Here is a 13,313-nt window from a genome sequence, read left to right on the forward strand (position 1 = left end):
ATAAAAGATGAGTTATGAAAAAGTGTGGGCTAATAATGAAAAATTAAATCAAACAGAGAAAAAGAAATTAGAGAAAGACGGATTAGAAATCTTTAATGATATTCCTTACTATGCGGAGAATGGATTTGAATCTATTCCGAAAGAAGAGTGGGACGCTTTTAAATGGGCGGGATTGTATTTGCAAAGACCGAAAGAAGCGGGCTATTTTATGATGCGTGTCAACATTCCTTCTGGAATTATTACAAATGCGCAGGCAGAGGTGTTGGCTTCCATTGCTGAAGATTATGGGCGTGATGTGTTAGATATTACGACAAGACAGGCGATTCAGTTTCATTGGTTAGAAATTGGGCAAATTCCGGATATTTTTAAGAGGTTAGCTAGAGTTGGTTTATCTTCAGCAGGGGCATGCGGTGATATTACGCGTAATATTACAGGTAATCCACTTGCTGGAATTGATGCGAATGAACTATTTGATACAACATCGATTGTTAAAGAAATATACGATTACTTCCAACATAATGAAGAGTTTTCTAATCTACCACGTAAATTCAAAATGTCTATTAGTTCTAACATTTATAATTCAGCAAATGCAGAGATTAACTGTGTGGCGTTTACACCTGCTAAGAAAGAAATAAATGGTGAGGAAAAGGTTGGGTTTCATATAAAAATAGGCGGAGGATTATCAGCTCGTCCATACTTAGCGGAAGAATTAGATGTATTCGTTTTACCAGAAGAAGTGAAGGCAGTGTCGATTGCAATTGCTACTATATTCCGTGATTTTGGATATCGTGAAAAACGCCACTTAGCACGTTTGAAATTTCTTGTCGCTGACTGGGGCGCTGAGAAATTTAAAGAGAAACTAGTAGAATACACAGGCCCATTGCAAAGTAAAGGGGAAAGTGCTCTCAAAGGCTGGAATGCAGGATACTTTTATGGCGTTCAAGATCAAAAACAAGCAGGATTAAAGTATGTCGGCTTTAATGTACCAGTAGGGCGTTTACACGCAGAGGAAATGTTTGAGATTGCAAGAATTGCAAAGAAATATGGAAACGGGCAAATTCGAACTTGTAACTCTCAAAACTTCATTATTCCGAATGTTCCGCCAGAAAATGTTGCAGGATTATTAAGTGAACCGTTGTTTGAAGCAATTTCAGCAAATCCGAAATCGTTTATCGGTCATGCGGTTTCATGTACTGGCATTGAGTATTGCAATCTTGCGTTAGTAGAAACGAAAGAAAGATTACGCAAAATCGCAGAGTACTTAGATACACAAATTGCACTCGATGTTCCAGTTCGAATTCATATGGTAGGATGCCCGAACTCATGTGGTCAACGTCAAATTGCTGATATTGGTTTGCAAGGGATAAAACTGAAAACGAAGGAAAAGGGAATCGTTGAGGCGTTTGAAATATATGTGGGCGGAACACTATTAGACGGAGGAGCATATAACGAAAAGTTAAAAGGGAAAATAGATGGAGAAGATTTGCCGGATGTTCTCGTGTCCTTTTTAAGTTATTTCCAAAAGAATAAATTACTAGCCGAAACGTTTTATGATTTCGTAGGACGTGTTGGAGTGGAAGAATTACAAATTGTACTAAATCGTGTATTAGAAGAAGTAATAGCATCTTAGGAGGGGCAATATGGACTTATATCGATTTGAAGCTGTATTAGTAAATAGTATTGTTCCAATTGTTGTCGTTGCTCAGAGTGAAGAACAGGCATTTAAGCTTGCGGAAATTGAGCTTGAAAAACATTTTTTACCGTTACCAGAAGTGAAAGAGATTTCTTTGTTTGAAAAAAAGAAGATTCGAAAAGGGGCGGCATTTGTTATTCATGAGTAGAGAACATGTAATACGACATAATAGTAACTTCCATTCGTGATGAAGAGTGGAAGTTTCATTTTATAGTAGAAATGAGGAGAGATTATGGGGAAGGTTTATATCGTCGGGGCGGGTCCTGGTGATCCGGATTTAATTACTGTTAAAGGGTTGAGATGCATCGAGAAGGCTGATGTTATATTGTACGACCGTCTCGTAAATAAAGAATTGCTTTCTCATGCAAAGCCTGAAGCGGATTTAATTTATTGCGGGAAACTCCCAAATTATCACACGATGAAGCAAGAGACAATTAACACATTTCTTATTAAATATGCGAAAAAAGGAAAAGTTGTAACGAGACTTAAGGGCGGAGATCCATTTGTATTTGGAAGAGGTGGAGAAGAAGCTGAAGCGTTAGCAAAGCAAAGTATCCCATTTGAAATTATTCCTGGTATTTCAGCTGGTATAGCTGCTCCTGCTTATGCTGGAATTCCAGTAACGCATCGCGATGCAAGTGCAAGTTTTGCTGTTGTGACAGGGCACCGGAAAGAAGGGGCTGAAGAGGAAGTGAAGTGGGAAAGTTTAGCGAAAGGTGTAGATACATTAGCGGTCTATATGGGGGTTAGTAATTTACCTTACATATGTGAACAACTAATAAAACATGGAAAAGATCAAAGTACACCTGCCGCTATCATTGAGTGGGGAACGACATCTATGCAGCGTACTGTTACAGCGACGTTAGGAACAATTGTAGATGTTGCCAAAAAAGAACGAATTCAAAATCCGAGTATGATTGTTATTGGAGAAGTTGTCCGTTTTAGAGAAAAGATACATTGGTTTGAGAAACAAACGGAAAATGCATATCAAGTAAGCGGAGTATTGTAAAATGAAGGCTGTTATATATATATGTCATGGAAGCCGTTTGAAAGCAGCAAAAGAAGAAGCGGTTGCATTTATTACGTCATGTATGAACCGTGTAGAGGCAAATATTCAAGAAATTTGTTTTTTAGAGCTAGCGAATCCTTCTATTGAAGAAGGATTTCGTACATGTGTGAAGCGTGGTGCTACAGAGATTGTCGCTATTCCTGTTTTTTTATTAGCGGCAGGACATGTAAAGAAAGATATTCCGCTTGAATTACGAAAGTTAAACGAGGAATATCCGGATATCAAAATAGTGTATGGTAATCCATTTGGTGTATCAGAAGTGCTTGTAAAAGCGGTATATAACGGAAGTGGTATTAAAGACTATAAGGAAGAAGTAACACTTTTGCTCGTTGCAAGAGGGAGTAGTGATCCGGAAACTTTACAAGACATAAAGTGGATTTCTTCTTTATTTCAAAAAGAAGAGAACATTAAAGAGGTGGAAGTTTGTTATTTAGCAGCCGCAGAGCCGAAGTTTGATGAGAGGTTGAAAGAAATTGTAGAACAAAAAGAACGGAACATTGTTGTGTTACCTTACTTATTATTTACAGGCTTACTCATGAAACATGTTGAGAAAGAAGTGCGTCAATATGAGTCGGAAGAGATAAAAATAAGTCCCTATTTAGGAAAAAATGTAGCGTTTCGAGAGATGTTAATTCAGAAAACAGAGGAAATATTGAAGGGAGATCAATATGTATCCACTTACAGTGCGAGTTGATAAGAAACGTGTTGTTGTCATTGGTGGAGGGAAAGTAGCGGGGTTTAAAATTATTCCTTTACTAAAACAAGGTGCGGATATTGTTGTAGTAAGTACAGAATTAGATGCAAATTTAGTGAAACTTGTAGAAGAAAAGCAAATTCGTTGGTATCAAAGAGAGTATGAGAAAAGTGATATTAAAGATGCTTTTTTAGTAGTTGCAGCGACTAGTGATTCGGTACTAAATGAACAAATTGCTGAAGATGCCGCAGTGAATCAATTGGTAAATGTTATTACGAATCCGGAAAGTGGAAATGTTCATTTTCCGGCGGCAATTCATCGTGGATTGCTTAATGTAGCTGTTTCTACTGGAGGGGCAAGTCCGAAACTTGCAAAAAAAATTCGTGATGATATCGCAAATAAATATGATGAGAAGTATGAATCGTATCTTGATTTTTTATATGAAGTTAGACTAAAAGTGAAAGAATTACAAGTAGAGAAAAGGCAAAAAAATATATTGTTACAAGAAGTATTAAAGTCGATATATATTCAAAGTGAACAAAAAAGAGAGCTTTTTTTACAAGAATTAGAGAGGGGAATTTATATAAGATAGTGAGTGAATTGTGCTTTACAAATATAAAAATATAATTTATAATCACAAGTAACTTCAAAAGATGAAATCGATGAGCAAGAAGAGTACGTATATTTGATGCGTTCAGAGAGCTGGGGTAAGGTGTGAGCCCGGTACGATAAAATATACAGAATGGGCTTGCGAGAGGTATGCTGAACATTGCAGTAGGCAACCCGGGTTCCGCCGTTAAAAGGATAGGGTATCGGAATTTTCCTGTACCTGAACAAGTGGGATTTATTGATCCAATTGAGGTGGTACCACGGTATTCTATTACATATATCGTCCTCTACATGCATATTTGCGTGTAGGGGACTTTTTTATTTTCTAAAGGAGGTGTGCGAGTATGAAATGAAAGTGTATAATTGATAAAAGTTATAATATTCAGAAAAGGAGAATTTATGATGAAAGAAACACAGCAATGGACGTCGAAAATTGGCTTTGTACTCGCAGCAGCCGGAGCCGCAGTAGGTCTTGGTGCAATATGGAAGTTTCCATATGTTGCAGGTAATGGTGGGGGAGGCGCATTCTTCCTTGTATTCTTACTATTAACTTTATTTATTGGTATGCCTCTTCTTTTAGCTGAATTTGTTATTGGCCGTAGTACTCAAAAAGAGGCCGTTACAGCTTATAAAGTATTAGTACCGAATAGCAAGTTATATCCTTGGATTGGTCGTATGGGGGTTGTTACTTGTTTTAGCGTACTATCTTTTTATAGTGTTGTAGGTGGATGGATTTTACTTTATTTATACTATAGTGTCACAGGTAGTTTCTGGAACGGAGTAGTCGATTATGGACAATTGTTTGCTGAAACAATTTCAAATCCAGTAAGTGCGATTGGGGCGCAATTCATCTTTATGCTTTGTACCATTTTTGTTGTTAGTAAAGGTGTGGAAAAAGGCATAGAAAAAGCAAGTAAGTACATGATGCCGCTATTATTCATTTTATTTATTGCTATCATTATTCGTGCGTTAACACTTGATGGTGCTATGGCTGGGGTAGAGTTCTTCTTAAAACCAGATTTTTCAAAGCTTACAGCAGATACGATTTTATATGCGATGGGGCAATCTTTCTTCTCACTAACGGTAGGTGCCTCGGTAATGGTAACGTATAGTTCGTATTTAAAGAAAGAAGAGCATTTAGCTAAATCAGCAACATCTATTGTAAGTTTAACTGTATTTATTACAGTACTTGCAGGATTAGCGATTTTCCCAGCGATTTTCGCATTAGGAGTTAAACCGACAGAAGGACCAGGGCTACTGTTTATCGTTCTTCCTGCTGTCTTTGCAAAAATTCCATTTGGACAATTTTTCTTCATTATGTTTTTAGTTTTATTCTTCTTTGCGACTTTAACATCTGCGATTTCAATGCTTGAAATTGTAGTAGCATCTGTTGCGAAAGATAATGAGAAGAAGCGTCCGTCAGCTTCTTTATTAATTGGTATTCTTATTTTTGCAGTTGGTATTCCATCAGCGTTATCGTTTGGAATTATGAGTGATGTAAAAATATTTGGTAAGACATTCTTTGATTTCGTCGATTTTTCGGTAAGTAATGTATTACTGCCACTCGGAGTGCTAGCCATTTCGCTATTCGTACCAAATAAAATGAGTAAAGAGTTATTAATGAAAGAATTAGAAGTTACGGAAACGAAAGGGAAAACATTATTTAACATTTGGTTCTTCTTACTTCGTTATGTTATTCCGGTAACTGTAATTATCGTATTTTTAAATGCGATAGGCGTATTTAAAATGTTTGCATAATAAAAAGACGGAGATGTGGATTCTCCGTCTTTTTATTGTGTTGTAGAAGTATTTAATAAGCGATTATATGCTTTATAAGCTGTGACAACTGCGATAAATGATCCAATTAAAAATAACGCTGAGCCGCCGAATGTAAATAGCCGGCCAATGTATGTTTCTCTAGCTTCTTCTATTTCTTCTTGTAATTGTGTATTCATATTTATCACCCCGCAAAATATAGGCATTTAGTTGTAGTTTATGTAAAACGCCTAAAAAGTGTGAAGTAGTAAAAAAAACTCGGTATGCACCGAGTTTTTTATAATCCGATATAAGGAGACGGATCAACTGCGTTTGTCTTACCAACATTCCATTCCCCAAGGTGAAGTTCGAAGTGTAAATGTTGTCCGTATGATTGGCCAGTGTTCCCCATAAAGCCAAGTTGAGTGCCTTGTTTTACAGTTTGTCCATTAGATACAGAGCGGCTACTCATATGTGCATATACAGTTGTATATGTTTTTCCGTTTATACGGTGAGATAAGTATACAACATTTCCGTAACTAGATGATAATTCTGAACGGATAACGACGCCATCTGCAGCGGCAATAATTGGCACTGTTCCTGAAGCTGCGATATCGATTCCTTTATGGTTATCTAAAGAACGTGTACCAAATCCTGAAGTTTTCGATCCAGCGGCAGGTTTAATAAATCCACCTTTGTTCGTATCTTGCGGTGTTGGTGCGGATTGTGTGCTTTCTTTAGCAGAAGCGGCGGCTTGTTTTTTTGCTTCCTCAGCCTTACGTGCCTCTTCGGCTTTACGCGCTTCTTCTGCACGTTTTTCTTCTTCAATTGCTTTTTGAACAGCTTGACGCTGGTTTTCTAAAATGCCTTTTGATTCTTCTAACCCTTCAATCTCTGAATCTACTTTTGCTACTTTCGTATGTAGATCGTTAATAAAAGTTTGTTGCTGTTGTTGATTACTTTGTAACTCTTGTTGTTTTTGTACTAATTTTTGCTCGGATTCTTTCAATTGTTGCTCTTTTTTCTCAACAGCTTCTTTTTCTGTTGTCACAGCATTCTGATCACTTGTTTGCTTTTTCACAATATCTGTATCGTTATTTAAAATTAAACTTACAGAATACATATTATCAACAAGATCGGCAATATTTGCAGAACTTGTTATTACTTCTGTAATGATACTCGTACGAGGCTTTTCTTGCATAGATTGTAGTCGTTGTTTAATAACTTCCTGCCGTGTATCTATGTTCGTTTGTAATTGCTCTATATGTTTCTTTTTTTCAGTAATAACTTGCTGTGTGTTGCTAATTTCTTTTTTTGTATCGTTTAATTCAGCTTCGTTTTTATTAATAGAAGTAGTTAATTCGTCGATTTTCTTTTGTAATTCCTGGATTTCTTTTTCTATTTGTTCTTTCTCAGCTGATTTATTTTGTAAGTCATTTTGTTTGCCTTCTAATTCGGATTGAATATTAGATAATTTATTCTCATTCGTTTCAGCGTATACGGGTGAAAGTAACGGGGAAACGAAAATCGTTCCAGCTGCTAAAACACTAAATGCTGCAAATTTCTTTTTCATGGTTGTCTTGCTCCTTTCCCTATGAATGTTATATATCATAAGAAGAAGAGTGTCTATCGTTGTAATCATAATGTAAAGAAAATTTTATAATTTTGCTAAGTTTTGTCGGAATTTAGTATCTTTTCGTAGTGTTTGTCATAAAGTTAAAATGCTTGAATGTATAGAAAAAGATATCAATTTCTATATTTTTAAAAAAAACATGGGAAATGATGGAGTTTTCCATAATGAAACAGTATTTTAAAAACCTATCAATCACTAGTAAGGAATCGATTTCATGTGAGGTTTTCTGACATGGAGTTTGTTTTTGTCAAGAAAATTATTTGCATTCGTGCAAACTTATTTTGTTGTCAGATTTTAAATTTTGATTTATGATTTTCAACAGGGACAAAATGTAGTGAATTGTCGAATAATATGTAATACTCTTAATTTCAAGTTTTATAGAGATAGAATGAGAGATAGAGTGACACATCGAAGAGGGGGTTACCACAAGTATGAAAAGAATAGGACTTGCATGGCAAATTTTAATAGGACTTGCGCTTGGTATTACAGTTGGGGCGATTTTCTTTGGCAATCAGGAAGTGGTGAAGTACTTACAACCAATTGGTGATATTTTCATCCGATTAATTAAGATGATTGTTGTACCGATTGTTGTAGCGAGTATTGTTGTTGGGGTTGCTGGTGTTGGCGATATTAAAAAGTTAGGTCGACTAGGCGGAAAAACAATTATTTACTTTGAAATTATTACAACACTTGCAATTGTTGTTGGTTTATTAATAGCAAACATTTTCCAACCTGGAAAAGGCGTTGATATGGATAAGTTAACAAAAACAGATATTTCTAAATATACACATACGACAGAGCAAGTACAAAGTCATTCGTTCGCGGATACGTTTGTAAATATTGTTCCGACGAACATTATGAAATCATTAGCTGAAGGTGATATGCTTGCTATTATCTTCTTCTCGGTATTATTTGGTTTAGGTGTAGCAGCAATTGGTGAGCGTGGTAAACCAGTTCTACAATTTTTCCAAGGTGTAGCAGATGCAATGTTTTATGTAACGAACCAAGTTATGAAGTTTGCACCATTTGGTGTATTCGCATTAATTGGTGTTACAGTTTCTACATTCGGATTAGCTTCATTAATTCCATTAGGGAAATTACTCATTGTAGTATACGGAGCAATGATCTTCTTCGTTGTAGTTGTATTAGGACTTACAGCGAAAATATTTGGAATAAACATTTTCCAATTCTTTAAGATTTTAAAAGACGAGCTGATCTTAGCGTATTCTACAGCAAGTTCAGAAACGGTTTTACCGAAAATTATGGAGAAAATGGAGAAATTCGGTTGTCCGAAAGCAATTACATCTTTCGTTATTCCAACAGGTTATTCATTTAACTTAGATGGATCAACTTTATATCAAGCAATTGCGGCAATTTTCTTAGCGCAAATGTACGGTATTGAATTATCCATTACACAACAAATTACGTTATTACTTGTATTAATGGTTACATCAAAAGGTATCGCGGGTGTACCGGGCGTATCATTCGTTGTATTATTAGCAACACTTGGTACAGTAGGTATTCCAGCTGAAGGTTTAGCGTTTATTGCAGGTATTGACCGTATTCTTGATATGGCTCGTACAGCAGTTAACGTTGTAGGTAACTCTTTAGCGGCTGTAGTTATGTCTAAGTGGGAAGGTCAATATGACGCTGAAAAAGGACAAGCCTATTTAAAAGAGATATCTGAAAAGGGTCAAGCAGCTTAATTATAATATGAACAAGCTCTCACATAATATGTGGGGGCTTTTCTATATATAGAAGAGGAGCGGACGTAATGAAACGTAAATATGGTGACGGTTCTTCGTGGAAGCGACTAATAGAGAAGGATTATAGGGTTAAGCAAGTAGAGGATGGAATGTTAGGAATACTGGACATAAAAAAAGTGAGAGAACCTAGTTATAAAGAATACAATGGTAAACAGCTTTGCATTGCAGGTGATGGGTATACATGGATGCAATATTTTATAAACGGGGAAAACTTTGCAATTACAGCTATGTTAGACAATCAAAAACAATTAGTACAATATTATATCGACGTGACGAAAGAATATAAAATAGACGAGCGTGGTTTACCTTATTTTGATGATTTATATTTAGATGTAGTATTGTTACCGAACGGTGAGATCTATGTACTGGATGAAGACGAGTTAGAGGATGCCTATAAAATTGGTGATGTTACAAAAGAAGAATATGAGTTAGCATGGAATACAACAAAATGGATTATCGCGACGATAAAAAATAGAAAATTTTATTGGATCTCAATATTGGATAAAGAAATCGAAAAGTTAAAATGATTGGTTTATTCATATTTTTGTATAATTACCAAAAAAATCTATACAAAAAATAATTGACTTTTGTTTTGTAAGCGAGTAAAGTTAGGAAAGAAATTATTATTAAAAAATAAATATGAAACCTTCTTATAAAGAGAGGCGGAGGGACTGGCCCTACGATGCCTCGGCAGCGGACTCGATTTCAGAGTGCTGTGCCAAATCCAGCAAGCATGTGCTTGAAAGATGAGAAGAGTGTTTCTTATAGATGTATAAGACCTCTTCTCATCGGAAGAGGTCTTTTGTTGTTCATTAGAAAAGGTTGAAAACTAGGGAGAGATGATACTTTGAAAGAAACGAGAGGAAATGGTTTAGCGTTATTACCACTTGGAATATTTTTGGCGCTATTTATTGGTTCTGGAATTATTACAGGTGATTTCTATAAATTGCCGATACTTGTAGCAATTTCAATTGCCGTAGGAATTGCTTTAGTGATGAATCGTAAGGAAAGCTTTAATGTGAAAGTAGAACGATTTGCTAAAGGTGCAGGAAACCCTGATATTATGATTATGGTATTAATTTTTGTACTTGCAGGGGCGTTTTCTGAAACAGCAAAAGGAATGGGCGGAGTTGATTCCACTGTTAACTTAGCGTTATCTATTTTGCCACCAGGATTTATCGTTGCTGGAATTTTTGTTATAGGGGCATTTATTTCATTAGCGATGGGAACTTCAATGGGAACAATTGCAGCACTAGCACCGATTGCTGTAGGTATTAGTGGGCAAACTGATATCTCAATAGCACTTGCGATGGCTACTGTTGTGGGCGGAGCGATGTTTGGTGATAATTTATCATTTATTTCAGATACGACAATTGCTGCTGTTCGTTCACAAGGAACAGAAATGAAAGATAAGTTTAAAACGAACTTTTTAATTGTATTACCAGCCGCTATTATTACAATTGTACTATTAGTAATAATTACTTTAGGAAGTGATACACAAGTTAAAGCCCATAGTTTTGACTGGATAAAGATTTTACCGTATGCAGGAGTACTTATTACAGCACTACTTGGCTGGAATGTACTTATTGTGTTAACTGGTGGAACAATATTATCAGGTGCTATCGGCCTTATAGATGGAAGTTACACGTTAGAGAGTTTCTTTAAAAGTGTAACGACTGGAATGGGCGGTATGATGGAGCTAGTACTACTTGCTATATTAATCGGTGGTATGGTTGAACTTATCCAATATAATGGTGGCATTCAATATTTAATGAATCTTTTAACACGTAATATTCGTTCGAAAAAAGGAGCAGAGTTTGGTATTGCTGGTTTAGTGAGTATGACGAATATGTGTACAGCAAATAATACAATTTCTATCATTTTTACAGGTCCGCTTGCGAAAAATATTGCGGATCAGTATGAAATTGATCCCCGTAAATCAGCGAGTGTACTGGATCTTTTCTCTTGCTGTGTACAGGGGTTAATCCCATATGGTGCTCAAATGTTAACAGCGGCAGGATTTGCTGCGTTATCTCCGGTCGAATTGTTACCATATGCATTTTATCCAATTTTAGTTGGAGTATGTGGAATCATTTCTATATTAATTGGTTTCCCGAGATTTTCTAAAGTGGCGGAAAAAAAAGAGTATCATAAAACTGCATAACATAAAGAGACATTTATTATTAGCAGTTGAAAACGCTCGGAGAACATTCTCTGAGCGTTTTTTATTATTTATAAATCCTTTTTCAAATAGTAGTGTTTATAATCTCTTCCTACGTTATCGAGGATACCATACTCTTTATAACCATATTTTTTATAGAAATCTAATGCTTGAAAGCTTAAAGTGTCAACTTTTATAAAATCACAATTTCTTTCTAAAGCGATTTTTTCTACTTCTAATAACAGTTTAGTTCCATACCCTAATGCACGTATATCTTCATCGATGATAAAAGAGTGAATCTCTAACCAATTCCAACAGACTTCACCTAATATTCCCCCGCATATTTTACCATTTTCATCCTTAAGAAATAAATGAATCTCTAAGTATCTGTCTCTTAAATCAGATGGAAAGTGCTTTAAATTATATTCATAAAGCTGATTGTTTATACAGTTTTTAGCGGCGGTATTGATTTCTTTCGTAATGTGTAAATTCATGATATATCCCCTTTAATTTAAATGTAGCCTTCTGATTTATTTTAACATAATTTTCTTAATAATATATTTAATGTAATTTAATAAACGTTTGTATGTATTACTAATTTTTTGGACGCGCAAGTTGAGATTTTCATCCGTTATTGAATAAGAATTTTTCTGTATCTATACGCATCGTATACATGTTCGTTTTGCAAAAGGCTGAATTCAACTCGGTCTTAAGTCTGAGTCGAAAACAGTTCTTAAGCTCGTTATGAAAAAATGAAAAAATAGTTAAGATAAGAGTATCAAATCGAAGGGAGGCAAGCACAAGATGAAACAATTTCTAGCGTTTATCGCAGCCGGTATTTTGGCTTTAATTGCTCTTGGTAGTCTTGCTGGTATTGTAGGATTCGCCATTGGAGCAGGAGTTGTGTACTGGAGCTATAAATCATTTGTGCGAGCTAAATCATTTTTTGGAAAGTTAGCTTGGGGTATTGTTGGTTTAATCGGTTTGTCCATTGCACTTTCTCATTCCCCAGCATTAATCGGTATCGCAGCATTAGTAGTTTTATACTACGGATACCGTGAGTGGAAAAAAGGAAAAAATGTAGTTGTTGATTCTGCTCCAGAAAGTGCTAAACCATATAGCAACTTTGAAGATGAGTGGAACAAGTTAATGAAAAACTAATATAAAATAAATCAAATTATAAAGTAGAAGAGAGGAAGATTATAATGAAACAATCTTTATTCGGACGTGTACGCGATGCAATTTTAGCTGATTTTCATAATGTGTTAGATGAGAAAGAAAGAAAAAATCCAATTGCTATGTTAAACCAATATTTACGCGATAGTGAGCGTGAAATAACAAAAATTGAGAAGTTAATTCAACGTCATAAAACATTAAAATCTAACTTCGCTCGTGAGCTTGAGCAAGCACGTTATTTCGTTAATAAAAGATCAAAGCAAGCTATCATCGCACAAGAAGCAGGCGAATTGCAATTGCATGAACGTGCATTAGAAGAAGTAGCGTATTATGAAGGGCAAGTAACTCGCTTAGAAGAAATGTATGCTGGTGTTGTAGAGCAAATTGATGAGTTAGAGCGTCGTCTTTCAGAAATGAAAAATAAATTAAAAGAAATGAACGCAAAGCGTATGGAATTAATGGCCCGTGAAAATATGGCGCATGCAAACCGCCGTATGAATACTGCTATGCATAAAATGGATGAAAATAATCCGTTCTTACGATTCGAAGAAATTGAAGATCACATTCGTGACATAGAGCTTCGTATAAATGAAGAGCATGAGCGTGATACATTTGATATGAAAATTGCAAAACTAGAGAGTGAAATGAAAGAGAAAAATGAAGTATCGTTAACGAAAGAAGTAACAAAATAATTGTAGTATATAATAAAACAGGCTTATGATATAGTGATAGGAGAAAAGGTGTTGGAAAGCAATGC

The 13,313-nt window shown here is 35.6% G+C and carries 14 protein-coding genes, 1 riboswitch and 1 other annotated feature; of the genes, 11 read left to right on the forward strand and 3 right to left on the reverse strand.

Annotation, left to right across the window (positions count from 1 at the left end; all coding sequences use genetic code 11):
• The first annotated feature begins 7 nt into the window (after positions 1-7).
• From JFT95_RS05370 to JFT95_RS05395, 6 genes are all read left to right on the forward strand, one after another.
• Positions 8-1,630: a nitrite/sulfite reductase gene (locus tag JFT95_RS05370; protein WP_201051656.1), complete on the forward strand. Its 1,623-nt coding sequence runs from the start codon at positions 8-10 to the stop codon at positions 1,628-1,630.
• Between the two features lie 10 nt (positions 1,631-1,640).
• Complete coding sequence (locus JFT95_RS05375; RefSeq protein ID WP_000366913.1) at positions 1,641-1,841, forward strand: DUF3906 family protein; 201 nt, start codon at positions 1,641-1,643, stop codon at positions 1,839-1,841.
• 84 nt (positions 1,842-1,925) lie between these two features.
• Entirely contained in the window at positions 1,926-2,702 is a 777-nt protein-coding gene (cobA, locus tag JFT95_RS05380) for a uroporphyrinogen-III C-methyltransferase (protein ID WP_002030683.1), read from the forward strand.
• A 1-nt stretch (position 2,703) separates the two neighbouring features.
• Positions 2,704-3,456: a sirohydrochlorin chelatase gene (locus JFT95_RS05385; protein WP_016092989.1), complete on the forward strand. Its 753-nt coding sequence runs from the start codon at positions 2,704-2,706 to the stop codon at positions 3,454-3,456.
• Entirely contained in the window at positions 3,431-4,048 is a 618-nt protein-coding gene (locus JFT95_RS05390) for an NAD(P)-binding protein (protein ID WP_201051658.1), read from the forward strand. Before JFT95_RS05385 ends, JFT95_RS05390 begins: the two co-directional genes overlap by 26 nt.
• 61 nt (positions 4,049-4,109) lie before the next feature.
• Positions 4,110-4,356 (forward strand) — a binding site (T-box leader).
• A 111-nt stretch (positions 4,357-4,467) separates the two neighbouring features.
• Complete coding sequence (locus tag JFT95_RS05395) at positions 4,468-5,823, forward strand: sodium-dependent transporter (RefSeq protein ID WP_002140989.1); 1,356 nt, start codon at positions 4,468-4,470, stop codon at positions 5,821-5,823.
• 32 nt (positions 5,824-5,855) lie between these two features.
• Here JFT95_RS05395 and JFT95_RS05400 read toward each other — a convergent pair whose 3' ends face one another.
• Both JFT95_RS05400 and JFT95_RS05405 read right to left on the reverse strand, forming a co-directional pair.
• Positions 5,856-6,020: a hypothetical protein gene (locus JFT95_RS05400; protein ID WP_003188170.1), complete on the reverse strand. Its 165-nt coding sequence runs from the start codon at positions 6,018-6,020 to the stop codon at positions 5,856-5,858.
• A gap of 98 nt (positions 6,021-6,118) precedes the next feature.
• Positions 6,119-7,393, reverse strand: coding sequence for a murein hydrolase activator EnvC family protein (locus tag JFT95_RS05405; protein WP_002030690.1), 1,275 nt, complete (start codon positions 7,391-7,393; stop codon positions 6,119-6,121).
• Positions 7,394-7,884: 491 nt separating this feature from the next.
• Here JFT95_RS05405 and gltP point away from each other — a divergent pair, with 491 nt between their 5' ends.
• From gltP to JFT95_RS05420, 3 genes are all read left to right on the forward strand, one after another.
• The gene (gene gltP / locus JFT95_RS05410) at positions 7,885-9,159 is read left to right on the forward strand and encodes a glutamate/aspartate:proton symporter GltP (RefSeq protein ID WP_002011680.1); all 1,275 of its coding nucleotides are present in this window, start codon (positions 7,885-7,887) and stop codon (positions 9,157-9,159) included.
• A gap of 68 nt (positions 9,160-9,227) precedes the next feature.
• Positions 9,228-9,746 (forward strand): ribonuclease FAU-1 family protein, encoded by a 519-nt coding sequence (locus JFT95_RS05415; RefSeq protein ID WP_002030693.1) that lies wholly within the window; start codon positions 9,228-9,230, stop codon positions 9,744-9,746.
• A 120-nt stretch (positions 9,747-9,866) separates the two neighbouring features.
• A riboswitch (SAM riboswitch) is annotated at positions 9,867-9,972 on the forward strand.
• A gap of 94 nt (positions 9,973-10,066) precedes the next feature.
• Positions 10,067-11,383 carry a Na+/H+ antiporter NhaC family protein gene (locus JFT95_RS05420; protein WP_033709769.1) on the forward strand — a complete coding sequence of 439 codons (1,317 nt, stop codon included), beginning with the start codon at positions 10,067-10,069 and terminating at the stop codon, positions 11,381-11,383.
• Between the two features lie 68 nt (positions 11,384-11,451).
• Here JFT95_RS05420 and JFT95_RS05425 read toward each other — a convergent pair whose 3' ends face one another.
• A complete protein-coding gene (locus tag JFT95_RS05425) occupies positions 11,452-11,874 on the reverse strand; it encodes a GNAT family N-acetyltransferase (RefSeq protein WP_201051660.1) in 423 nt (140 codons plus the stop codon).
• A gap of 310 nt (positions 11,875-12,184) precedes the next feature.
• Between JFT95_RS05425 and JFT95_RS05430 the strand changes: the two genes are divergently transcribed.
• Positions 12,185-12,541 (forward strand): lmo0954 family membrane protein, encoded by a 357-nt coding sequence (locus JFT95_RS05430; protein WP_002011676.1) that lies wholly within the window; start codon positions 12,185-12,187, stop codon positions 12,539-12,541.
• Positions 12,542-12,585: 44 nt separating this feature from the next.
• Positions 12,586-13,248, forward strand: a complete 663-nt coding sequence (locus JFT95_RS05435) for a PspA/IM30 family protein (RefSeq protein ID WP_002011675.1) — start codon at positions 12,586-12,588, stop codon at positions 13,246-13,248.
• Positions 13,249-13,313 lie beyond the last annotated feature (65 nt).

This window comes from Bacillus sp. TH17, from assembly GCF_016651125.1.
In the GTDB taxonomy this organism is placed as follows: Bacteria; Bacillota; Bacilli; order Bacillales; family Bacillaceae_G; genus Bacillus_A; species Bacillus_A mycoides.